At 70.0% G+C, this 22,268-nt stretch carries 18 protein-coding genes; 3 read left to right on the forward strand and 15 right to left on the reverse strand.

Annotation, left to right across the window (positions count from 1 at the left end; genetic code table 11):
* Positions 1-129: 129 nt before the first annotated feature.
* The gene (locus tag ACIHEI_RS13600; protein ID WP_392949772.1) at positions 130-1,746 is read right to left on the reverse strand and encodes an MDR family MFS transporter; all 1,617 of its coding nucleotides are present in this window, start codon (positions 1,744-1,746) and stop codon (positions 130-132) included.
* A gap of 210 nt (positions 1,747-1,956) precedes the next feature.
* On the opposite strand from ACIHEI_RS13600, the gene ACIHEI_RS13605 reads away from it, so the two are divergent.
* Entirely contained in the window at positions 1,957-2,565 is a 609-nt protein-coding gene (locus ACIHEI_RS13605) for a TetR/AcrR family transcriptional regulator (protein WP_396606759.1), read from the forward strand.
* 47 nt (positions 2,566-2,612) lie between these two features.
* On the opposite strand, the gene ACIHEI_RS13610 is transcribed toward ACIHEI_RS13605, so the two are convergent.
* The gene (locus tag ACIHEI_RS13610; protein ID WP_396606760.1) at positions 2,613-3,572 is read right to left on the reverse strand and encodes a M23 family metallopeptidase; all 960 of its coding nucleotides are present in this window, start codon (positions 3,570-3,572) and stop codon (positions 2,613-2,615) included.
* A gap of 341 nt (positions 3,573-3,913) precedes the next feature.
* Between ACIHEI_RS13610 and ACIHEI_RS13615 the strand changes: the two genes are divergently transcribed.
* Positions 3,914-5,023: a threonine aldolase family protein gene (locus ACIHEI_RS13615; protein WP_396606761.1), complete on the forward strand. Its 1,110-nt coding sequence runs from the start codon at positions 3,914-3,916 to the stop codon at positions 5,021-5,023.
* A gap of 104 nt (positions 5,024-5,127) precedes the next feature.
* Here the strand turns inward: ACIHEI_RS13615 and ACIHEI_RS13620 are convergent, their stop codons facing one another.
* Both ACIHEI_RS13620 and ACIHEI_RS13625 read right to left on the reverse strand, forming a co-directional pair.
* A complete protein-coding gene (locus tag ACIHEI_RS13620; protein WP_392950018.1) occupies positions 5,128-7,461 on the reverse strand; it encodes an immune inhibitor A domain-containing protein in 2,334 nt (777 codons plus the stop codon).
* Positions 7,462-7,836: 375 nt separating this feature from the next.
* Positions 7,837-10,356: an ATP-dependent Clp protease ATP-binding subunit gene (locus ACIHEI_RS13625; RefSeq protein WP_387644068.1), complete on the reverse strand. Its 2,520-nt coding sequence runs from the start codon at positions 10,354-10,356 to the stop codon at positions 7,837-7,839.
* A gap of 466 nt (positions 10,357-10,822) precedes the next feature.
* Between ACIHEI_RS13625 and ACIHEI_RS13630 the strand changes: the two genes are divergently transcribed.
* Positions 10,823-11,269, forward strand: coding sequence for a hypothetical protein (locus ACIHEI_RS13630; protein ID WP_396606762.1), 447 nt, complete (start codon positions 10,823-10,825; stop codon positions 11,267-11,269).
* A gap of 10 nt (positions 11,270-11,279) precedes the next feature.
* Here ACIHEI_RS13630 and ACIHEI_RS13635 read toward each other — a convergent pair whose 3' ends face one another.
* The 11 genes from ACIHEI_RS13635 to ACIHEI_RS13685 all read right to left on the reverse strand — a co-directional run bounded on the left by ACIHEI_RS13635 (position 11,280) and on the right by ACIHEI_RS13685 (position 22,266).
* Positions 11,280-11,639 carry an Lsr2 family protein gene (locus ACIHEI_RS13635; protein WP_387644074.1) on the reverse strand — a complete coding sequence of 120 codons (360 nt, stop codon included), beginning with the start codon at positions 11,637-11,639 and terminating at the stop codon, positions 11,280-11,282.
* Positions 11,640-11,743: 104 nt separating this feature from the next.
* A complete protein-coding gene (locus ACIHEI_RS13640; RefSeq protein ID WP_387644077.1) occupies positions 11,744-12,271 on the reverse strand; it encodes an amino-acid N-acetyltransferase in 528 nt (175 codons plus the stop codon).
* 11 nt (positions 12,272-12,282) lie between these two features.
* A complete protein-coding gene (locus tag ACIHEI_RS13645) occupies positions 12,283-12,675 on the reverse strand; it encodes a BlaI/MecI/CopY family transcriptional regulator (RefSeq protein WP_387644080.1) in 393 nt (130 codons plus the stop codon).
* Between the two features lie 105 nt (positions 12,676-12,780).
* On the reverse strand, positions 12,781-12,933 hold the full coding sequence (locus tag ACIHEI_RS13650) for a hypothetical protein (protein ID WP_387644082.1): 153 nt from the start codon (positions 12,931-12,933) through the stop codon (positions 12,781-12,783).
* A gap of 4 nt (positions 12,934-12,937) precedes the next feature.
* A complete protein-coding gene (gene lysX / locus ACIHEI_RS13655; RefSeq protein WP_387644084.1) occupies positions 12,938-14,503 on the reverse strand; it encodes a bifunctional lysylphosphatidylglycerol synthetase/lysine--tRNA ligase LysX in 1,566 nt (521 codons plus the stop codon).
* Between the two features lie 114 nt (positions 14,504-14,617).
* Positions 14,618-15,895 carry a hypothetical protein gene (locus ACIHEI_RS13660; RefSeq protein ID WP_396606763.1) on the reverse strand — a complete coding sequence of 426 codons (1,278 nt, stop codon included), beginning with the start codon at positions 15,893-15,895 and terminating at the stop codon, positions 14,618-14,620.
* A gap of 139 nt (positions 15,896-16,034) precedes the next feature.
* Positions 16,035-17,750 (reverse strand): LPXTG cell wall anchor domain-containing protein, encoded by a 1,716-nt coding sequence (locus tag ACIHEI_RS13665; RefSeq protein ID WP_396606764.1) that lies wholly within the window; start codon positions 17,748-17,750, stop codon positions 16,035-16,037.
* Between the two features lie 230 nt (positions 17,751-17,980).
* Entirely contained in the window at positions 17,981-18,673 is a 693-nt protein-coding gene (locus ACIHEI_RS13670; RefSeq protein WP_392949752.1) for a hypothetical protein, read from the reverse strand.
* Between the two features lie 130 nt (positions 18,674-18,803).
* Positions 18,804-19,598: a type III pantothenate kinase gene (locus tag ACIHEI_RS13675; RefSeq protein WP_035863765.1), complete on the reverse strand. Its 795-nt coding sequence runs from the start codon at positions 19,596-19,598 to the stop codon at positions 18,804-18,806.
* Positions 19,599-19,621: 23 nt separating this feature from the next.
* Positions 19,622-20,599 carry a carboxylating nicotinate-nucleotide diphosphorylase gene (gene nadC / locus ACIHEI_RS13680; RefSeq protein WP_387644090.1) on the reverse strand — a complete coding sequence of 326 codons (978 nt, stop codon included), beginning with the start codon at positions 20,597-20,599 and terminating at the stop codon, positions 19,622-19,624.
* 53 nt (positions 20,600-20,652) lie between these two features.
* Entirely contained in the window at positions 20,653-22,266 is a 1,614-nt protein-coding gene (locus tag ACIHEI_RS13685; protein ID WP_392949747.1) for an L-aspartate oxidase, read from the reverse strand.
* Between the last annotated feature and the right edge of the window lie 2 nt (positions 22,267-22,268).

Below are 22,268 nucleotides of genomic sequence, written 5' to 3' on the forward strand. Positions count from 1 at the left end.
GCGCCCGGCACCCCCGGTTCACAGACCGGTCCCGGATCTCGAAGTCCATCGCTCCCCCTGCACTGGGGTGTTGCGACGATCTCTAGAACCTAAGGTCGGTCCCGGGCCGTCGTCATGCCTGGACGGGCGTTACATCGCGCCTTCCAGCGCGGCGTCGGCCTTCGCCTCGGCGGCGTCCGCGCCACCGCGCAGCTTGACCTCGCGGAGGAACAGCGAGGCGACGACGGCGACCAGGCTGATCACCGCGCCCCACAGGAAGACGGTGTGCATGCCGTTGGAGATGCCGTGCTGGTAGGCGTCCAGCACGTTGGCCGGGAGCTTGCTCAGGGTGGCCGGGTTCATCGCCGACATGCCCTCGCCGCCACCACCCTGCTGCATGTGCTGCAGGACCTCCGGCGGGAGCTTCTTGATGGCGTCGTTGACCTGGTTGATGTACAGGGTGCCGAACAGGGCCACACCGAAGGAGCCGCCGATGGTGCGGAACAGGGTGGCGGAGGACGAGGCGACGCCCATGTCCTTCATCTCCACGCTGTTCTGCGCGACCAGCATGGTGACCTGCATCAGGAAGCCCATGCCGGCGCCGAGCACCACCATGTAGCAGGACGAGGCGAAGCTGGAGGTGTCCACGGACAGCGTGGACAGCAGCAGCGAGCCGCCACCCATCACCACGGTGCCGATGATCGGGTAGATCCGGTACTTGCCGGTCTTGGTGATGGCCTGGCCGACCACCAGCGAGATCACCAGCATGCCGAACATCATCGGCATCAGCAGCAGGCCGGAGTTGGTCGCCGAGGCGCCCTGGACGATCTGCTGGTAGGTGGGCAGGAAGGTGACCGCGCCGAACATCGCGAAACCGACGATGAAGCCGATGATCGAGACCATGGTGAAGTTGCGGTTGCGGAACAGCGCCAGCGGGATGATCGGCTCGGCGACCCGCTGCTCGACGTAGCAGAAGCCGATGATCGAGGCGACGGACAGCGCGCCCAGGCCGAGGATCTGCTTGGAGCTCCAGGCGTACTCGTGGCCGCCCCAGGTGGTGATCAGCACCATCGAGACGATGCCGATGGTGAGCAGCGCCGCGCCGAGGTAGTCGATCTTGGCGTTGGAGCGGACCTTGGGCAGCTTCAGCACCACGACGATGAAGACCAGCGCGATCGCGCCCAGCGGCAGGTTGACGTAGAACGTCCAGCGCCAGTTCAGGTGGTCGGTGATGAAGCCGCCGATCAGCGGGCCGCCGATGGTGGCCAGCGCCATGACGGCGGCGAACATGCCCTGGTACTTGCCGCGGTCGCGGGGGAGCACCAGTGCGCCCATGATCGACATCACGCCGACCATCAGACCGCCGGCGCCCAGGCCCTGGACGGCGCGGAAGGCGATCAGCTGGGTCATGGTCTGCGACATGCCGGACAGCGCCGAGCCGAGCAGGAAGATCGCGATCGAGACCAGGAACGAACCCTTGCGGCCGTACAGATCGCCGACCTTGCCCCAGATCGGGGTGGAGGCGGCGGTCGCCAGGGTGTAGGCCGTGACCACCCAGGACATGTGCTCCGCGCCGTTCAGCTCACCGACGATGGTGGGCATCGCGGTGCCGACGATCAGGTTGTCGAGCATGGCGAGCAGCATGGTGATCACCAGGCCGATCATCACCAGGCGCACCTCACGGTGCGGCCGCTGCTCGAATCCGTCGTCCTTGCCGAGGGCGACGGCAGGCTCCTCCGGAGCCGCCTCGGACTGCTGAGTTGTCATGGTGCGTCTCTCCCGGGGCGCAGTGCCGCGGTGCTGTCCGCGACGGTACTTACTTGACGACCGGCTAGTTAATTGCCGTTCGGCACGGTAAGTTGTTCCCTAGCCGGTCGTCAAGCCAGTTTCGATGCATCCCCCCTGGGCAGGGAGAATGCGAACAAGAAACGGACTTTGACACCCGTCCGCACCGCTTCATGAGGCAGGCCGCCAGCGATGACCACACCCCAGAGCCCCCGCAGCGACACCAGAGCGCGGATCATCGACGTGGCGCTGGAGCTGTTCGCCGAGCACGGCTACGAGAAGACCTCGCTGCGCGAGATCGCCGACCGCCTCGGCGTCACCAAGGCCGCCCTGTACTACCACTTCAAGACGAAGGACGACATCGTCCGCGGCATCGTCGAGAAGATGGCCGCTCCGCTGGACGACGCCATCGCGTTCGGTGAGGACAAGGACTGGTCGCCCGAGCTGCGCGACGAACTGATCCGCCGGTTCGCCGCCGGCATGGGCGAGCGGGCGCCGCTGCTGCGCTTCTTCCACGAGAACCAGCCCGCGCTGCGGGAGTCCGAGGCCGGGCTGGCGTTCAAGGAGCGGATGATCAAGATGATCACCCTGCTGCACGGGCCGGAGCCGAGCTTCCGCGACAAGCTGCGCGCCACCGTCGCGCTGACCGCCATGCACTCGGCGATGTTCCTGCTCAGGACCGACCTGTGCGAGCGCGGCCAGGAGCCGGCCGAGCCGACCAGCAGCCTGGAGGAGGCGACGGAGGCGGCCCTGGAGGTCGCCCTGGAGGTCGCCGCACACATCGAGCCGCCCGCGCACTGACGCGGACGGCTCGAGGGGCCCCGGCGACGGGGCGGGGGTGCGGCGGATCAGAAGTTGTTCGCGCCGTGGCCCTTCAGGTAACCGATCGGGTCGGTCACCTTCGCGTACTGGTTGACGGTACGGATCTCGAAGTGCAGGTGCGGGCCGGTCGAGTTGCCGGTGCTGCCGGACTTGCCGATCTGGTCACCGGCATTCACGTGCTGCCCGGCCTTCACCCCGAGCTGCGACAGGTGCGCGTACTGGGCGAAGCGGCCGTCGGACAGCTTCAGCACGACCTGGTTGCCGTATGCGCCGGCCCAGCCGGACGACACCACGGTCGAGTTGCCGACCGCCACCAGCGGGGTGCCCACGGACACCGCGAAGTCGGTGCCGGTGTGGTAGCCGGCCGCGTACGACGGGTTGGTCTTGTGGTACGGGTTGCTGATCGGCGCGCCCGGGGCCGGGGAGGACCAGTCGACCTTGGCCGGCGCGGGGGCCGGGGCGGGCTCGGGCGCGGGAGCGGGCTCCGGCGCGGGCTGCTCGGCCGGGGCGGCGGGCTGCTCGGCCTGCGGCGCCTGGTCCTGGTGCCCGTCGGCGGGGTGCGCGTCGGCCGTGTGCTCGTCCGCGGGGTGCGCGTCGGCCGGGTGCTCGTTCGCGGCGTGCTCGTCGGCGGGGTGCTCGTCGGTCGGGATCGCGAGGTGTTCCAGGTTGTTGGCCACCACGGCCAGCGGGCTGGCGTCGTCCTGGTGGGCCACCGGCGCGGACAGATCGAGGGCGCCGCCCTCCAGGTGGGTGTCCGCCGCGAACGGGGAGCTGGCGAGGGTGTCCGGCACGGTCTGCGCGGAGGCGTGTCCGGCGGGGATCAGCATGGCGCCGAAGGCGACCACGGCGATGCCGGCGGCGGCCTTGGCGGGGGTCCGGCGGGCCGGGGCCGCAGCGGCGGTGGAGTCGGAAGCGGTGACGGCGTGGACGTGGCGGGTGCTGATCGCCTGGAGAATCCGGCGGCCGGTGGCGGGGAAAGAACGCATCGGGAGTCGGTACCTCACGGACGGGGCCAGAGCGGGGCCGAGCCGGTGTGGCTCGCCGAACTGGTGGAACGACTCCAGGTGTAAACGAGCCCCGGGGGCAGGCCCAAAGGTGTGACGTACGACGGTGGGTAGTGGATGAAGCTCACGAAATAGCGACCTCGGGTGTCGGACAAACAGGCAGATAAGCCCGTAAACCTCCTACTGTCGGTCGTAGGTCGTCGAAGCCCTGTGAGCATCGCCACCGGCAAGCGGCCGGTTTGATCCCGAACCGCCCCGGGTAAAACCGGCTTTCGAACCAGCTGCGCCATCCGATCCACCCAGCCGTCGGAGATGATCAGCTGATGAACGACACCCCGGTGCAGGATCGCCGCTTCGCCGCCCGCCGCCAGGCCCACCGACTGCTGTCCGGCGGCCGCCCGCAGACCGTCCGCGAGTCGCTCGCCGAACTCGCCGCACTGGCCGACGGCCCCTACCCGCTGGACGAGCCCACCGACCTGTACGGCGACGGCATCGTCCGCACCCTGGAGCGCCGCACCGCAGACCTGCTCGGCAAGCCCGACGCCGCCTACTTCCCCACCGGCACGATGGCCCAGCAGGCCGCCCTGAAGACCTGGGCCGACACCCACGGACCGGTGGTCGCGATGCACCCGCTCGCCCACCCCGAAGTGCACGAACGCCGCGCCCACCAGGTGCTCAGCGGTCTGCGCTCCGTCCCGCAGGCCACAGGCCCGCGTCAGCCCACCGCTGCGGGCCTGGCCGCCCTGGACGAGCCGTTCGACGTGCTGATGCTGGAACTCCCGCTGCGCGACGCCGGCTTCCTGCTGCCCAGCTGGGAGGAACTGTCCGCGCTCTACGACTTCGCCGCCGACCGCGGCCTGCCCGTCCACCTGGACGGCGCCCGGCTGTGGGAGTCCGCCCCACACCTGGGCCGGAGCCTGCCGGAGATCTGCGCCCGTGCCGGGTCGGTGTACGTCTCCTGCTACAAGTCGCTGGGCGGACACAGCGGCGCCCTGGTCGCCGGCGAGGAGGAGTTCGTCCGCCGGATCAAGGTCTGGCGGCACCGCTTCGGCGGCAAGCTGTGGCAGCAGTGGCCCGCGGTGCTGTCCGCCCTGGCCGGCCTGGACCGCGAGCTGCCCCGGCTGCCCGACTACGTGGCGCACGCCAAGGTGGTCGCCGCCGCGCTCGCCGAGACCCCCGGCGCCCGGATCAACCCGGAGCCGCCGCACACCCACCAGTTCCAGCTCTGGCTGCCGCACCCGGCCGAACAGCTGATCGAGGCCGGCCATCGGCAGGCCAAGGAGCAGGGCGTGTCGCTGTTCGGCGGCTGGTTCGAGCCCGGCCCGCAGCCCGGCGCGGCGATGACCGAGGTGACGGTGGCCGCCGCCGCCCTGGAGTGGAGCGCCGAGGAGATCACCGAGGCGATGACGGATTTCCTCGCCCTGCTCCGATAACGCCCTCCGACAACACCCTCCGACAACGACAAAGAGCCCCGGCGGTCCGAAAACCGCCGGGGCTCTTCGCTCAGTCCTGCTGTTCAGCCGTCCTCAGACAAGCGTCACTTGGAGCGCTTGACCTGGATCAGGGCCTCCAGCTCGTTGTGCGACTGCCACAGCACCTCGATCTGGGTACCGGTGTTCGGCACCTGGACAGAGCTGTACTTGTTGCTCTCGTCCCAGTACTTGTTGGTGCGGTCGTTGAAGACCGTCACGCCGCGCTCGCTGGGGATCTTGGTGAGCGCGTCGGCCCGGTGCAGCTGCAGACCGGTGGTGCGGTCGAAGCGGAAGGTGGAGTCGTAGCCCTGGAAGCGCGGGCGCATCAGGGTGCCGTCGTTCCACTTCAGCGGGGCCGGGTGAGCGTCGATCGGGAGGATCAGGCCCTGGCCGGGGTGGTTGGCGACGTTGTTGTCGGACTGCGAGGAGTCCCACAGCCAGATCAGGATGCCGTTCTGGTTGGCGTAGTGCTCGACCCAGTCGGGGCGGGCGGCCGAACCGAAGTTGTACGGGCCGGTCTTCAGCGTGCTGTCGAAGGACACGTACTGACGGTTCTCGACCAGGTAGTGCTGGTCGTAGTCCTTGTTGAACTTGCCGGAGATCCGGGAGAAGCCCGACGCGGTCCAGCCGTTGTCACCGTTCTCGGCCCCGTCGGTGAAGATCGTCGCACCGTTCGCGGTGATCGCGATCTCGTCCAGGGCCAGGCCCTTCATGTGGACGCCCGGGTCGGTGGTGTTGTGGAAGCGCAGCTTGATCGCCTTGCCGGCGTACGCGTCCAGCGAGAACGCCAGGTCGCCCCAGCCGGCCGAGTTGCCGGTGATGGAGTTCTCCGGCAGCGCCTTGCCGTTGAAGGTGCCGGCCAGCGAGGACCAGTTCTTGCCGCCGTCGGTGGAGACCTCGGCGTACGCGAAGTCGTAGTCCTGCTCCAGGTCGTACCAGGCCTTCGCGGTGAGCGAGGCCGAGGTCTTCCCGGTGAGGTCGACGTCACGGGTCAGGGAGACGTTCAGGTTGTCGGCGCTGCCGCTCCACCACTCGTTGCCACCCGCGAACGGGGTGTTGATCTCGGTGGTGACGGTCTTCGCCGGCAGGTCGACGACCAGACCCTGCTTGCGCTTGTTGTTGTACTCGGCCGGGCCGAGCAGGCTGACAGCGTTCTTGCCGGCCTTGGCGGTGTCGTAGTCCAGCCAGCCGAGCTTCAGCTTCGACCAGATGTCCAGGTCGTTCGGCATGTCGCCGATCTCGTTGCGGCCCTCGCCCAGCCAGGAGCCCGAGGACATCAGGGACCAGAAGCCGACCGAGTTGTCGATGCCGGTGCCGGAGGTGTCGTACAGGTCCGGCAGGCCCAGGTCGTGGCCGTACTCGTGGGCGAACACGCCCAGGCCGCCGTTCTCCGGCTGCATGGTGTAGTCGCCGACCCACAGGCCGGTGTCGCCGATCGGGGTGCCGCCGAGCTTGTTGTTCGCCGGACCGGTCTTGCCGGCCTGGTTGGCGTACACGTACGAGCGGTGCGCCCACAGCGCGTCCGTGCCCTGGGCGCCGCCGCCGGCCGACTGGTCCTCACCGGCGTGGACGATCTGGAAGTGGTCCAGGTAGCCGTCGGGCTCGTTGAAGTTGCCGTTGCCGTTGTAGTCGTAACGGTCCCACTGGTCGTACTGCGCCAGGTCGGCCTTGATGTCCGCGTCGGTGCGGCCCTTGGCCTTCTGGTCGGCGACCCAGGCGTTGATGCCGTCGCGGATCAGGTCCTGCGCGTTGGCGCAGATGTGCTGGCCGCAGTAGTCCGAGCCGTAACGGGCCTCGTTCCACGGGACCCGCACCCAGTCGGTGACCAGGCCGTCGACCGAGTAGCGGCCCGAGGACTGCTTCTCGTAGTAGGTCTTCAGCGACGGCTTGTTCGCCGCGAAGTACAGGTCCTGGTAGTGGGCCTGGTTGTAATCCGCCTGCCAGGCAGTGGAGTTGTCCTTGGCGCGGTCCGGGGATTCGATCTTGTTGTGCGCCGGGCCGGGGGTACCGCCGTACTTCACCTTGCCGTCGGCGGTCTTGGTGGTGTTGTCCACCTGGTCGCCGAAGTCGACCAGAATGGTGAAGATCCGGTCGGTGCGCTCACGGGAGAGTTCGACGTACTTGTCGCGGCCGAGCTTCACCGCGCTGCTGTTGCCGTGCTTCTCGATCTTTGCGGTGCCGTTGATCAGCTGCTCTATCGCAGCCTTCTGCTCGCCCTCAACCTTGTCGATCAGCGGGCTCTGCAGTTCGCGCGGCACCGTGTCGTTCTGAATGGCGTCGGCCGGGTCCTTCAGGACCGGCGTCGCCGGCGCGGCGGTAGCCGTGCCCGGCAGCATGCCGACACCAAGCGCGGCGGTCACCGCGATGGCGGCGGAGGCCGCGGCGACCTTCTTGGTCATCTTCAACGTGGGACGTCCTCCCCTTACCGGGTGCGGCGGATGGCCGATCCGGTGAACCAATGCAAGACAGGTGGACGACATTTGACCCAAGGTCGGGTAAAAAAGAAAGACCTTGACCTTGCCATGGCCACGCCGCTATGCTCCGGCAACTCAAATGATCTGACGATCCGTCAATCTACCTACGGCGCTGGCAGGAGGAGGGTCGGTCGCACTCGCACCGCGCCGGAACCCACCCGTTCGGCCTTCCAAACGTCCGCATTCACAGCGCACGGAAACCTAAACAGTTTTTCAACTGAAAACCCGAACGCAGAAAAGCCTCCGCCCCCGACCTGATCAGGTCGGGGGCGGAGGCTTGGATCGCGCTTTGTGGCGCTATTACTTCGTCAGATCCGGACCGGTCGCCGAGACCGCCGCCGGAGTGTCCGCCACCGGGGACTTCTCCTCGCCGCGGAAGGTGAACTTGGCAGCCTTGCCCTCACCCTCCACGCCGACCACCACGATGTGGCCGGCCCGCAGCTCACCGAACAGGATCTTCTCGGACAGGTGGTCCTCGATCTCCCGCTGGATCGTGCGACGCAGCGGACGGGCGCCCAGGATCGGGTCGTAACCGCGCTTCGCCAGCAGGCTCTTCGCCTCGGCGCTGAGCTCGATGGCCATGTCGCGGTCCTTCATCCGCTGGTCCACCTTCGCGATCATCAGGTCGACGATCTCGATGATGTTCGCCTCGGACAGCTGGTGGAACACCACGATGTCGTCGACACGGTTCAGGAACTCGGGACGGAAGTGCTGCTTGAGCTCCTCGCCGACCTTCGCCTTCATCCGCTCGTAGCCGGTCTGGACGTCACCCGTGGCCGCGAAGCCCAGGTTGAAGCCCTTGGAGATGTCCCGGGTGCCGAGGTTGGTGGTCATGATGATGACCGTGTTCTTGAAGTCCACGACCCGGCCCTGGGAGTCGGTCAGGCGACCGTCCTCCAGGATCTGCAGCAGCGAGTTGAAGATGTCCGGGTGGGCCTTCTCGACCTCGTCGAACAGCACGACCGAGAACGGCTTGCGGCGCACCTTCTCGGTGAGCTGGCCGCCCTCTTCGTAACCCACGTATCCGGGCGGGGAGCCGAACAGCCGCGACACGGTGTGCTTCTCCGAGAACTCGGACATGTCGAGCGCGATCAGCGCGTCCTCGTCCCCGAACAGGAACTCCGCCAGGGTCTTGGACAGCTCGGTCTTACCGACACCCGAGGGGCCGGCGAAGATGAACGAACCGCCGGGGCGCTTCGGGTCCTTCAGGCCGGCACGGGTACGGCGGATCGCCTGGGAGAGCGCCTTGATGGCGTCCTCCTGGCCGATGACCCGCTTGTGCAGCTCGTCCTCCATGCGCAGCAGACGCGAGGACTCCTCCTCGGTCAGCTTGAAGACCGGGATGCCGGTGGCGGTGGCCAGGACCTCGGCGATGAGCTCCTCGTCCACCTCGGCCACGACATCCATGTCGCCGGCCTTCCACTCCTTCTCCCGCTTGGCCTTCGCCTGGAGCAGCTGCTTCTCGTTGTCGCGAAGCGACGCGGCCTTCTCGAAGTCCTGCGCGTCGATCGCGGACTCCTTCTCCCGGCGAACCTCGGCGATCTTCTCGTCGAACTCGCGCAGGTCCGGCGGCGCGGTCATCCGGCGGATGCGCATCCGGGAACCGGCCTCGTCGATCAGGTCGATCGCCTTGTCCGGCAGGAAGCGGTCCGAGATGTACCGGTCGGCCAGGGTGGCGGCGGCGACCAGGGCGGCGTCGGTGATCGAGACGCGGTGGTGCGCCTCGTACCGGTCGCGCAGGCCCTTGAGGATCTCGATGGTGTGCGGGAGCGAGGGCTCGGCGACCTGGATCGGCTGGAAGCGGCGCTCCAGCGCGGCGTCCTTCTCCAGGTGCTTGCGGTACTCGTCCAGCGTGGTGGCACCGATGGTCTGCAGCTCACCGCGGGCCAGCATCGGCTTCAGGATGGAGGCGGCGTCGATCGCGCCCTCGGCGGCGCCCGCACCGACCAGGGTGTGCAGCTCGTCGATGAACAGGATGATGTCGCCGCGGGTGCGGATCTCCTTGAGCACCTTCTTCAGGCGCTCCTCGAAGTCACCGCGGTAGCGCGAGCCGGCCACCAGGGCGCCGAGGTCCAGCGTGTAGAGCTGCTTGTCCTTCAGCGTCTCCGGGACCTCGCCCTTGACGATCGCCTGGGCCAGGCCCTCGACGACGGCGGTCTTGCCGACGCCGGGCTCGCCGATCAGCACCGGGTTGTTCTTGGTGCGGCGGGACAGCACCTGCATGACCCGCTCGATCTCCTTCTCGCGCCCGATCACCGGGTCGAGCTTGGCCTCGCGGGCGGCCTGCGTCAGGTTGCGGCCGAACTGGTCGAGCACCAGGGAGGTGGACGGGGTGCCCTCGGCGGGGCCACCGGCGGTGGCGGACTCCTTGCCGCCGCTGGTGGAGTAGCCGGACAGCAGCTGGATCACCTGCTGGCGCACCCGGTTCAGGTCGGCGCCGAGCTTCACCAGGACCTGGGCGGCGACGCCCTCGCCCTCGCGGATCAGGCCGAGCAGGATGTGCTCGGTGCCGATGTAGTTGTGGCCGAGCTGAAGGGCCTCGCGGAGCGACAGCTCCAGCACCTTCTTCGCCCGGGGAGTGAAGGGGATGTGGCCGGACGGGGCCTGCTGGCCCTGGCCGATAATCTCCTCGACCTGCTGGCGGACCGCCTCGAGCGAGATGCCGAGGCTCTCCAGCGCCTTGGCGGCGACACCCTCGCCCTCGTGGATCAGGCCCAGGAGGATGTGCTCGGTGCCGATGTAGTTGTGGTTGAGCATCCGGGCTTCTTCCTGTGCCAGGACGACAACCCGCCGCGCGCGGTCGGTGAACCTCTCGAACATCGTTAATCGCTCCTCAGAGCGGTCGGTCAGTTCGGGGGCCGTCCCCGCCCTGTCCTTCCGCATGCTAGTCCCGCTCAGCGGCGCGGCTACGGAACTCCCACCGGAGCGGGAGAAACATGCTGCGCGACCAGCCGACACCTTTCCCAACCTGATGCTGGGAGACGGTGTTCCCAGCGGCGGGCCCGATGCACCGGATACCGCTACGCCAACGGCGAACACAGTCCGGTGGAACCGGTGAACCGGCCCCGCGCAGTGCTGCGGCCGGGCTCCTGCGACCCCGTCCACCTGCATTCATACCCGGTTGGGCGGCGGGTTTCGCGCGGTTTACGGGGGGTGCTTGTTCGCCTGGCGAGAAGTCGGCCGACCGGGCACCCGGAGTGACGGCCGGTCAGGTTGCCCGCGCGTGACGTACTGCCACACCGGTGGCGGTCGTGACCGGGTCGCTCACTCCAGCGTTGCACAGGTCGTGACCAGTCCGCCGCCGGCCGCCGCCTGCACCTCGAGGGCACCTCGGACGACCGTCCCCGGCCGGGCCGGAACGGACCTGGTGATCGCACCGCTGCGGCCCGCACTGGCCGCCCTCGGCCGCCTCGACCGGCTCGGCCGCACCACCGGACCGGTGCTGCGGCGCGGCGGCCGGGCCGCCTTCCTGCTCGCCCCCGGAGCCGCCGAGCCGGTGCCCGACCTGTTGGGCTGGCTCGGCTGGGGCCCCGAACTGCGGCTGCCGATCGACGCCGTCACGGCGCACCCGGGAGAGCCCCGGGTGCCCGAACCGCGGACCGCCGACTGGCTGCGGGTCGGCTCCGAGCGGCCCGCACTGGACCTGCGCTCGCCCGACCTGCTCTGCCTGCTGGACGCCCTGGCGGACGCCTGTGCGCGGGAGCGGCTGGGGTTGCCGCCCGCGCGGTGGTGAGCCGTACGCCTCAGGAGGCGTTGGCCTTCTCGTACGCCTCGCGCACGTTGCTCGGGACACGGCCGCGGTCGTTGACCGGGTAGCCGTTCTCCTTCGCCCAGTTACGGATCTTGGCGGTGTCGGCCTGTCCGGTCGAGGCGGCGGAGCGACCGGCGCCCCGGGTGCTGCCGCCGCGACGCGGGGCGGTCAGCCGACCGCTCTGCTTGCGGCCCTTCTCGACGTACGGGGCAAGCAGACCGCGGAGCTTGTCCGCGTTGTCGCTCTTCAGGTCGATCTCGTAGGCCACGCCGTCCAGGGCGAACGTCACCGTCTCGTCCGCGGAGCCACCGTCGAGATCGTCTTCCAGAATGACCTGAACCCTCTGTGCCACGGGCTTCCCTTTCCGCGATAACGGTCCATTGCCTAGTGAAAGGAAAGCGCCTTTTCCCGGAAAACACAAACCCCTGTGCCGCTCGCCGTGCCCGCAGAGCCGGATCAGAGGTGCAGCAGCATGCGCGAGTTGCCCAGCGTGTTCGGCTTCACCCGCTCCAGGTCGAGGAACTCGGCGACACCTTCGTCGTACGAGCGCAGAAGTTCTTCATAGACTTCTGTGGCCACGACCGCCGGGTCTGCCGTACGATCGTCGTTTTCGCCGATCTCGACGAAGCCGTGTTTCGAGAAGAACGGCACCTCGAACGTCAGGCAGAAAATCCGACGGACGCCGAGCCAGCGCGCCGTCTCCAGCAGCTTGTCCAGTAGCTGGTGGCCGATGCCGAGGCCTTTGCAGATCGGATCGACCGCGAGGGTGCGCACCTCGGCCAGGTCCTCCCACATCACGTGCAGCGCGCCGCAGGCCACCACGCGGCCGTCCTCGTCGCGTTCGGCGACCCAGAACTCCTGGACGGATTCGAACAGCGTGACGGTCGGCTTGTCGAGCAGAATGCCGTTGCGGGCGTACGTGTCGATGAGCCGACGAACGGCGCGTACGTCGGTGGTCCGCGCACGGCGGATGGTGACCTCCATGCCTGGGAACGTTATCGTGCCTCGGGCGGGCGGGTCTCCTCGGTATCGGCCCCGGCCACTCGGAGAGCGTCCCGCAGCCACTCGCGCTGTTCCGGCGACATCATCCCGAAGAAGTGCACCAGGGCCGCGGCCGGATTGTCACTCGTCGCCCAGGCGTCGTTCATCAGCGCGGCGGTGTAAGCCTCGCGTGAGGACACCGGCTCATATCGGTATGCGCGCCCGGCGCGCTCCCGGCGCACCCAGCCCTTTCGATAGAGCTTGTCGAGCACCGTCATCACTGTTGTGTACGCGATTTCACGTTCCGAACGCAGATCCTGCAGAACCTCCCGAACGGTGACCGGGCGGTTCCACTGCCACACCCGGGTCATGATGTCGTTCTCGAGTTCTCCGAGTTGCCGCACCATAGTGCGGCCCAGGATAGGACCGAATCGGACAAAGGGCGGCAAATGGCAAACAGACCGGCGCGCCGCTCCCCGAAAGAGGGAACGGCGCGCCGGTCTGCGGTCGGACTATTCGGCGGAGGAACGCGACACCATCGCCTCGGCGGCGGCGTCCTCCTTGGCCTTCTGGGCGCCGCCCTGGCTGCGGATGATGGCCCGCACCAGGAAGGCGAAACCGATCGCCATGACCAGTGGCGGCACGATCGCGCTGACGTACTCCATGGTTTTACTCCTCGGTGTCCTCGTCGGCTTCGGCGGCCTTGTCACTCTTACCGGCCTTCTCCGGCTTCACCAGCGGGAACAGCACCGTCTCGCGGATGTTCTTGCCGGTCAGCAGCATGATCAGGCGGTCCACACCCAGGCCGAGGCCGCCGGTGGGCGGCATCGCGTACTCCAGGGCGCGCAGGAAGTCCTCGTCCAGCTGCATCGCCTCGACGTCGCCGCCGGCCGCCAGCAGCGACTGCGCGGTCAGGCGGGCGCGCTGCTCGACCGGGTCGATCAGCTCGGAGTAGGCGGTGCCGATCTCGGTACCGAAGATCACCAGGTCCCACTTCTCCGCGACACCCTCGATCGAGCGGTGCTGGCGGGTCAGCGGGGACACCTCGGTCGGGTAGTCCTTGATGAAGGTCGGCTTGATCGCGTGGTGCTCCAGCAGGCGCTCGACCATCTCCAGGACGATCTGGCCGTGGCCCCACTCCTTCTCGTACGGGATGCCGGCTTCGTCGGCGAGCTTGCGCAGCTCGTCCACCGTGGTGGCCGGGGTGACCTCGGTGCCCAGGTGGGCGGAGATGCCCGGGTAGACCGAGACCTCCTGCCAGGGCTCGGCGAGGTCGATCTCGTGCTCGACGCCGTCCGGGCCGAGACCCTTGACCACGGTGGTGCCCAGCGCGTCCTGCGCGGCGTTCACGATGATCGCCCGGATCAGCTCGGCCTGGGTGTCGTAGTCGCCGTACGCCTCGTACGACTCCAGGGCGGTGAACTCCGGGTTGTGGGTGGCGTCCGCGCCCTCGTTGCGGAAGTTCCGGTTGATCTCGAAGACCTTCTCGGCGCCGCCGACCACCAGCCGCTTCAGGTACAGCTCGGTCGCGATCCGCAGGTACAGCTCGATGTCGTACGCGTTGATGTGCGTCCTGAACGGACGGGCGTTGGCGCCGCCGTGGATCGGCTGCAGCATCGGGGTCTCGACCTCGAGGTAGCCGCGGTCCTCGTAGGTGCGGCGGATCGAGCGGATCACCCGGGTGCGCAGGTGCAGCATCTCGCGCGCCTCGGGGTTCACGATCAGGTCCACGTAGCGCTGGCGGACCCGGGCCTCCGGGTCGGTCAGGCCCTTGTGCTTGTCCGGCAGCGGGCGCAGGCACTTGGCGGTGAGCTCCCAGCGGTCCACCATCACGCTCAGCTCGCCGCGGCGGGAGGTGATCACCTCGCCCTCGACGCCGACCTGGTCGCCGAGGTCGATGTCGGCCTTCCAGGCGGCCAGCCGTTCCTCGCCCAGCTTGTCCAGGGACAGCATCACCTGGAGGTCGCCGGAGCCGTCGCGCAGGGTGGCGAAGCAGAGCTTGCCGCCGGTGCGGGCCAGGATGACCCGGCCGGTGATGCCCGCCCGCTCGCCGGTCGCGGTGTCCGGCGCCAGGTCCGGGTGCTTGTCGCGCAGCTCGGCGATGGTCGAGGTGCGGGGGAAACCGACCGGGTAAGGGTCGATGCCGGCGGCCCGCAGCCGGTCCAGCTTCTCGCGCCGGACGCGCATCTGCTCGGGAAGGTCGTCGGTCGCGGGGAGAGTGCTCTGATCGCTCACCCCACCAGGGTAGCCAGGCTCACGGGCTGTTCCGCCACGGGATATCGCCCCACGCACCCGACAACGCCGGAACCCCGGACCGCGATGGGCGGCCCGGGGTGTCCTGGCGTCCGGTCAGCTCTGGGTGGCGGTGGTGCCGAGCGCCAGCGAGGTGGTGTTGTTGGCGTCCACGTCGTCGTACGGCAGCGGCTGGACGGCGTTCTCGTACAGGCCCTGCTCGGTGGTCACCCCGATGGTGACGGCCGGGGCGGCGGCCGGGTCGGCGACCGCGAGCGGCAGGTCGAAGGTCCGGTCCGCGCCGTTCAGCAGGAAGGTCGGCAGGTAACAGTGGACGAGGCCCGGGTTGACCTTCCCGCAATCGGCGGGCAGCTTGCCGGAGACCGTGACACCTGCCGGCAGCGTCACCAGGACACCGCCGATGGGGTTGCCGCTGCGCAGGTACTCGACCGAGGCGGGGCCGCCGTTGTGCACCTTGACGGACACGGTGCCCTTGGTGCCGCCGTCGGTCGGGGCCCAGGCGCCGTGGGCTGAGAAGTCCGCGTGGTTGTCGACCCGGTACTGGACGACCGCGTAGTCCCGCGCCTGGCCGAGGGTCGGCGGCCCCGACTGGGCGTTGTCGTCCTCCGGGAGGCCGGCGGTGAGCCGAGGGCCGGTCTGGGAGGCGGGCGTGAAGGCGTAGCTGCCGCGGACGAACCTGAGGGCGTAGTCGTCGTCGGAGGAGAGGGTGTACGAGATGTCCGAGTACAGCGCGTCGGAGCCGACGAGGGCCTGGATCGGGTCGACGGTGACGGTCTGGCCGGGCTGGACCGAGGTGTTGACGGTGCAGATGGCCGCCTCGGCCGACTTGAACGGCTCGGTGGTGCCCGTGTAGGTGCCGTACGAGCAGTTCGCGAAGTGCTGAGTGAAGCTCAGGCCTGGCGAGAGCTGAGCCGCGACCACCAGCCGGCCGCTCGCCACGGTGCCGTTGTTGGTCACCTGGAGCGGCTGGCCGATGACCGCGCCGGGCTGGGTGTCGTACGGCTGGCTGTCCAGGTTCGGGTCGAGTTCCAGCTTCGGGCCGCCCGCGTACACCGCGACGTCGGTGGCTGGGCCGACAGGGCTGCCCGCCCAGCCCTGGCTGATCTTCAGGTGTCCGGCCTGGCCCTGGGGAGCGCCGACGATCGCCGTCAGCGTCGGGTTGAAGTTCTGGGTGAAGGTGGTCTCGCCCGGCCAGGGGCGCACGTTGAAGGTGCAGGTGGACACCTGACCGGTGGTGGTGCAGCTGGAACCCCAGCCGGCACCCCAGTTGGGGTTGAGCGCGAAGCCGGCGATGCCGTCCAGGCCGGTCGCGTCGAACCTCACGACGAGGTCGCGCGAGGTGTTCGCGGCGATCGGGCCGGACGAACTGACCATCAGCTCCACCGGAGCAGCGCCGCCGGCGGGTGCCGCCGGGATCGAGAAGGTTGGCGCGACGTTGAGCCGGAGCTCGTCCGCGGCGTGTGCGGGCGCCGAGGTGAGGGGCAGACGGGTAATCAGGCGCCGGGCGCGCGGGTCACTGGTGGGTGCCGGCCCTGCGGCGCCGTGCGGTCAGCGCCAGGACGCCGCCGCCCACCACGATGGCGCCCGCACCCAGCCAGAGCATGGTGTCGGTGCCCTCGCTGCCGGTGGACGCCAGCCCGCCGCCGGTGCCGGCGCTCGAGGAGGCGCTGCCACTGGTGGCCGGGGCCGCCCCGCCGGCCGAGGCCGAGGCCGAACCGGTCGAGCCGCCGCCGGCGGGCGGGGTGGACTGGCCGCCCCCGGTGCTCGGGGGGCTCGGCTCGGCGGTGGTGGCGGTGCTGCCGAGCGCCAGCGTGATCGAGTTGTTGGTGTTGTCGGGGTCGTACGGCAGCGGCTCGACCTTGTTCTCCCACCCGCCCTGTTCGGTGGTCAGCGCGATGGCGGCCGTCGGGCCGGCGGCCGGATCGGAGACCGCGAGCGGCAGGTCGAAGGACTTGTCCTCGCCGCTGGCCAGCCACATCGGGAGGTTGCAGGCGACGACGTTCGGATGCTGGTCGCGCACGAAGCAGCCGTCGGGCAGCTTGCCGGCGACGGTGACCCCGGAAGGCAGCGTCACGAGGAACTCGGCGATGGTGTTGCCACTGCGCAGGTAGTCGACCGAGGCGGGGCCGTTGCTGTGCGCGGTGACCTTCAGGGTGCCCTTCTTGCCGCCGTCGGTCGGGGCCCAGACAGCCCAGGAGGAGAGGTCCGCGTGGCTGTCGACCCGGTACTGGACGATCGCCCTGTTGTGCGCGCGGTCCAGGTTCGGCGGACCGGGCTTGGCGGCGGGGTCCTCCGGCAGCCCGCCGGCGGTGAGCCGCGGGCCGCTGCCGGAGGCGGGCGTGAAGCGGTGGGCGCCGCGCAGGTACTCCAGGCCGACGTCCGCGCGGGGCAGGACGTCGAACTCGATGTCCGGGTAGAGCGCGTCGGCGTCGACGGTGGCCTCGAACGGGTCGATGGTGACCGTCTGACCGGGCTTGACCGAGGTGTTGATGGTGCAGATCGCCGCGCTGCGCCGGGAGGCCGGCGGGGAGCTGTCCACCGGGGTGCCGTACGAGCAGTTCGCGAACTTCTGCTTGAAGCTCAGACCCGGTCCCAGTTCGGCGGACACCACCAGCTGGCCGCTCTCCAGCGTCCCGTTGTTGGTGACCTTGAGGGACTGCTTGACGGTCGAGCCGGGCTTGCCGACGTTGGCCGGGTCGCGGTCCAGGGCGGCGTCGAGCTCCAGCTTCGGGCCGCCCGCGTACACCGCGACGTCGACGCTGTTGGGCTGGCCGTCGACCCAGCCCTGACTGATCTTCAGGTGGCCGGCCGTGCCCTGCGGCGCGCCCTTGAGAGCCTTCAGCACGGGGTGGAACTGGCTGTTGAAGTCGGGGTGCTGCGGCGTGGGGTACTGACGGTAGGTGCAGGTGTACACCTGCCCGGCCGTGGTGCACTTGGCGTCCCACGCGGTGTCCGGCGCGAAGGTCGCGATGCCGGCCAGCCCGGTTGCGTCGAAGGTGAGGACGATGTCCCGCGGGCTGGAACCGGTGAGCGTGCCGCGCGAGTTGAGGCTCAGCTGGTACGCGGTGGCGTCGCCGCTGTCGGGAGCGGCCGGGATGGAGACGGCCGACTGAACGTCGAGCCGGAGATCGTCCGCGGCCTGCGCGGGCGTCGAGACGAGAGCCAGGATTGCGGCGGCGGCCACTGGTGCGGCGAGGGCGGCCGGACGCGTGATGCGCGAATTCCCCACGGTGATCCTTCGATCTTTCGGATGCGATCGACCCAGACGATAGGGGGACTCTCGGCCATCGGAGCGGTGCTATTCCGGACAGTTCGGGACGCGGCCGCCGCTATCGCCCGCACCTGTTATCGAATCTTGACCGTCACTCCTTCGCCGGGGCCTCACCGAATCGACACATCTCCATGTGGCCACGCGAAAAGCCCCCTCCGGGGAGGGGGCTCGGGCGAGTTGACGGTGGATCAGCCGTCGGTGCCGGTGGCGAGTTCCGGGTGGTCGGTGTCGGTGGGGGGTTCGGGGGCGGGGCGGGTGCGGCGGCCGAAGAGTTCGGCGGGGGTGGGCATCCGGCGCGGCCGGGGGCGATCGGCGGGGGGCTGCGGGTGCTGGTCGCTCATCGGGAACCGTCCTCCAACTGGGATGGCGGGCTGGGGTTCGGGCGCGGGGCTCGGTACGGCGGCGAGGTGCCGCTGTCCGGAGCCGAGGGAGAGGCGCTCGCGGACCTCCGCCTCGGCGAGTGCGTGGCAGCGTCCGGCGAGCCGGGAGCGGCGGGCGTGTTCGGGCGGGCCGCACGGCTGGCGGGACAGGGCGCGAAGGGCGGAGAGGTCTTCGGCGGTGGGCAGGTAGCCGTCGGTGACGGCTTCCTCCAGGCGTTCCAGGTAGCCGCCCGCGCTGCCGGGCAGGGCGGCGCGGTAGCGGCCCAGGTCGGCCAGCAGGAAGGTGCGCAGCCGGCCGCCTTCCTGGACCGCTTCGTCGATGGCCTCGGTGAGTCGAAGCGCGTCCTGGACGTCCTCGGCCCACAGTTCGCCGGTGGCGGTGGGCAGCGGGAGCCGGTCGGGCGCGGCCGGATAAAGGGCTTGGGCGAGGGCACGGCGCAGCACCCGGACTTCGTCGGCGCTGAAGGCCATACCGCCGCGCGATCCGTGAGGCGTTGGCATGGCTCGACAGTACGTGCCGTACGTCCGACTTATGGCGATTGAGGACGTGTTTGTCCCGATTGGCCTATGAGATGGTGCATCTGACGCCCGGTCGGCCGTCCAATAGCGGCCGGCCGGGCGTCAGGGGCCGTCAGGCGGTGGCGGGGCGGTTGCGTTCGAAGATCAGGCGGAGGCCGATCAGGGTCAGCCACGGCTCGTGCACGTCGATCGAGTCGGCCTCGCCGAGGACCAGCGGGGCCAGGCCGCCGGTGGCGATCACCTGGACGTCGTTCGGGTCCTTGGCCAGTTCCTTGGCCATCCGGTTGACCAGGCCGTCGACCTGTCCGGCGAAGCCGTACAGGATGCCCGACTGCATGCCCTCGACGGTGTTCTTTCCGATCACGTTGCGCGGGCGGGCCAGCTCGATCTTGCGGAGCATCGCGGTGCGGCCGCCCAGGGCGTCGACCGAGATCTCGATGCCCGGGGCGATCGCGCCGCCCACGTAGTCGCCGCGCGCGTTGATCGCGTCGAAGGTGGTGGCGGTGCCGAAGTCGACCACGATGCACGGCCCGCCGTAGAGGTGGTTGGCGGCCAGCGCGTTGACGATCCGGTCCGCGCCGACCTCCTTCGGGTTGTCCATCAGCACGTGCACGCCGGTCTTCACACCCGGCTCCACGATCACCGCCGGCACGTCCCCGTAGTACCGGCGGGTCACCTCGCGCAGTTCGTGCAGCACCGCCGGCACCGAGGAGCAGATCGCCAGGCCGGCCACCCGGTCGTCCGCCGAGACGATCGGGTGGGCGCCCATCAACCCCTGGAGCAGCACCGCCATTTCGTCGGCGGTGCGGCGCGGGTCGGTGGAGATCCGCCAGTGCTCGACGATCTCCTCGCCGTCGAACAGGCCGAGCGTGGTCTGGGTGTTGCCGACGTCGATGGTGAGGAGCATGGGGCGCTTTCTGCTTGGAAGGGTCAGGAACTGCGGAGGTCCAGGCCGATGTCCAGGATCGGCGAGGAGTGCGTCAGGGCGCCGACGGCCAGGAAGTCGACACCAGTCTCCGCGACCTCGCGCGCCGTGGCCAGGGTCAGGCCACCGGAAGCCTCCAGCTTCGCCCGGCCCGCGACCAGGGCGACCGCCTCGCGCAGCTGCTCGGTGCTGAAGTTGTCCAGCAGGATCAGGTCCGCGCCGGCCTCCAGCACGGGGGTGATCTGGTCGATGGTGTCCACCTCGACCTCGATCGGCAGCTCCGGGAACGCGGCCCGGACGGCGGTGAACGCCTCGGCGACGCCGCCGGCCGCGACCACGTGGTTGTCCTTCACCAGGGCCGCGTCCGAGAGCGCCATCCGGTGGTTGGCGCCGCCGCCCGCGCGGACCGCGAACTTCTCCAGCGCGCGCAGGCCCGGGGTGGTCTTGCGGGTGTCGCGGACGACCGCCTTGGTGCCCTCCAGGGCGTCCGCCCAGGCGCGGGTCGCGGTGGCGATGCCGGACAGGTGGCAGAGCAGGTTCAGCGCCGAACGCTCGGCGGTGAGCAGGTCGCGGGTGCGGCTGCGCACCGAGAGCAGCACCTGGCCGGCCTCGACCGCCGCGCCGTCCTCGACGTGCCGCTCGACCTCGAACTCGTCCTCGCACACCAGCGAGACGACCGCCTCGGCAACCCGCAGGCCCGCGACGACGCCCGCCTGACGGGCCGTGAAGTCCGCGGTCGCGACGGCTTCGGCGGGGACGGTCGCCACCGAGGTGACGTCCTCGCCGCCGGCCAGGTCCTCGGACAGGGCCATCATCGCCACGTCCTCGACCTCGACCGGGTCCAGGCCGGCCTCCTCCAGCAGCTCGGCCAGCGCCGGGTCGAGCCCGGTCTCGTACACCTCGCCGTCACCGCACGCGCAGCCGTCACCACAGCCGCCTTCGGCGGATTCGGCGGAGAGCAGGGGGAGTTCGTCGTGGGACATGAAGAGGGCTCCAAAGGGGGATGCGGGGCGCGAAGAGCGGGATGCGGGAGACGTCAGCTGCTGAGCGGGTGGGTCACGTGGCGGTGCCAGGTGGTGTCGTCGCGGTCGGGGAAGTCCTCGCGCCAGTGGCAGCCGCGGGTCTCCTCGCGGAGGGTGGCGGCGGCGGTGAGGGCGGTGGCGACCTGGTGGAGGTTGGTGGCTTCCCAGGTCTCGACGGACGGGGAGGCGGGGTGGGCCGGTTCGGGCAGGGCCTCCAGGCCCTTCGCGGTAGCGGCCAGCGAGTCCGCGGAGCGGATCACGCCCGCGCCGGTGGACATCAGGTGCTGGATCGCGCCGCGGCTCTCCGCGGGCAGCAGCGGCACCGGCGCGGCGGCCTGGGCGGCGTCCGCGTCCACGGTGCGGGCGGGGAGCCGGCCGGCCTCGGCGAGCTCGGCGAGGTCGGCGGCGATCCGTTCGGAGAACACCAGGCCTTCGAGCAGCGAGTTGGAGGCGAGGCGGTTGGCCCCGTGCACGCCGGTGCAGGCGACCTCGCCGCAGGCGTACAGGCCGGGGACGGTGGTGCGGCCGTGCAGGTCGGTGCGGATGCCGCCGGAGGCGTAGTGCGCGGCGGGGGCGACCGGTATCGGCTCGGTGACCGGGTCGATGCCGTGGCTGCGGCAGGCGGCCAGGATGGTCGGGAAGCGGTTCTCCCACATCTCGGCGCCGAAGTGCCGCCCGTCCAGGTACATGTGCCGGGTGCCGTGCTCGTGCATCCGGCGGGTGATGGCCTTGGCGACGATGTCGCGCGGGGCGAGCTCGGCGAGTTCGTGCTGACCGGTCATGAAACGCACGCCGTCGGCGTCCACCAGGTACGCGCCCTCGCCGCGGACGGCCTCGGAGACCAGCGGCTGCTGGCCCTGCGCGTCCGCGCCGAGGAACAGCACGGTGGGGTGGAACTGGACGAACTCCAGGTCGGTGACCTCGGCGCCGGCCCGCAGGGCGAGCGCGACGCCGTCGCCGGTGGAGACCGCCGGGTTGGTGGTGGCCGAGAAGATCTGGCCCATGCCGCCGGACGCCAGCACCACGGCGCGGGCCAGGATCGCGCCGACGCCGTCCCGCTGGCCCTCGCCCATCACGTGCAGGGTGACGCCGGAGGCGTGGCCGCCGGCGTCGGTGAGCAGGTCCAGGACGAGGGCGTGCTCGATGAGTTCGAGGCCGGGGTCGGCCTCGACGGCGGCGACCAGGGCGCGCTCGATCTCGGCGCCGGTGGCGTCGCCGCCGGCGTGCGCGATCCGGCGCCGGTGGTGGCCGCCCTCGCGGGTGAGGACGATCTCGCCGTCCTCGTCCAGGTCGAACTCGGCACCCACCTCGATGAGCCGGCGCACCGCGTCCGGCCCCTCGGTGACCAGGGTGCGGACCGCTTCCTCGTCGCACAGCCCGGCGCCCGCGACCAGGGTGTCCTGGAGGTGCTGCTCCGGGGTGTCGCCCTCGCCCAGGGCGGCGGCGATGCCGCCCTGGGCCCAGCGGGTGGAACCGTCGTCGAGCATCGCCTTGGTGACCACCATGGCCCGCAGACCGGCCTTGCGGACATTGAGCGCGACGGTGAGTCCGGCCACGCCGGAGCCGACCACGACCACGTCGGTGCTCGTGGTCCAGCCGGGGGCAGGGGCGGTCAGGCGGTGCGACATGG

This window comes from Kitasatospora sp. NPDC051984, assembly GCF_044593455.1.
Taxonomy (GTDB): Bacteria; Actinomycetota; Actinomycetes; order Streptomycetales; family Streptomycetaceae; genus Kitasatospora.

What these genes read in the sequence shown, in the direction of transcription:
- ACIHEI_RS13600 (WP_392949772.1), bottom strand. Translation starts at nt 1,746, where the DNA reads ATGACAACTCAGCAGTCCGAGGCGGCTCCGGAGGAGCCTGCCGTCGCC.
- ACIHEI_RS13605 (WP_396606759.1), top strand. Translation starts at nt 1,957, where the DNA reads ATGACCACACCCCAGAGCCCCCGCAGCGACACCAGAGCGCGGATCATC.
- ACIHEI_RS13610 (WP_396606760.1), bottom strand. Translation starts at nt 3,572, where the DNA reads ATGCGTTCTTTCCCCGCCACCGGCCGCCGGATTCTCCAGGCGATCAGC.
- ACIHEI_RS13615 (WP_396606761.1), top strand. Translation starts at nt 3,914, where the DNA reads ATGAACGACACCCCGGTGCAGGATCGCCGCTTCGCCGCCCGCCGCCAG.
- ACIHEI_RS13620 (WP_392950018.1), bottom strand. Translation starts at nt 7,461, where the DNA reads ATGACCAAGAAGGTCGCCGCGGCCTCCGCCGCCATCGCGGTGACCGCC.
- ACIHEI_RS13625 (WP_387644068.1), bottom strand. Translation starts at nt 10,356, where the DNA reads ATGTTCGAGAGGTTCACCGACCGCGCGCGGCGGGTTGTCGTCCTGGCA.
- ACIHEI_RS13640 (WP_387644077.1), bottom strand. Translation starts at nt 12,271, where the DNA reads ATGGAGGTCACCATCCGCCGTGCGCGGACCACCGACGTACGCGCCGTT.
- ACIHEI_RS13645 (WP_387644080.1), bottom strand. Translation starts at nt 12,675, where the DNA reads ATGGTGCGGCAACTCGGAGAACTCGAGAACGACATCATGACCCGGGTG.
- ACIHEI_RS13650 (WP_387644082.1), bottom strand. Translation starts at nt 12,933, where the DNA reads ATGGAGTACGTCAGCGCGATCGTGCCGCCACTGGTCATGGCGATCGGT.
- ACIHEI_RS13660 (WP_396606763.1), bottom strand. Translation starts at nt 15,895, where the DNA reads ATGGTCAGTTCGTCCGGCCCGATCGCCGCGAACACCTCGCGCGACCTC.
- ACIHEI_RS13670 (WP_392949752.1), bottom strand. Translation starts at nt 18,673, where the DNA reads ATGCCAACGCCTCACGGATCGCGCGGCGGTATGGCCTTCAGCGCCGAC.
- ACIHEI_RS13675 (WP_035863765.1), bottom strand. Translation starts at nt 19,598, where the DNA reads ATGCTCCTCACCATCGACGTCGGCAACACCCAGACCACGCTCGGCCTG.
- nadC (WP_387644090.1), bottom strand. Translation starts at nt 20,599, where the DNA reads ATGTCCCACGACGAACTCCCCCTGCTCTCCGCCGAATCCGCCGAAGGC.
- ACIHEI_RS13685 (WP_392949747.1), bottom strand. Translation starts at nt 22,266, where the DNA reads ATGTCGCACCGCCTGACCGCCCCTGCCCCCGGCTGGACCACGAGCACC.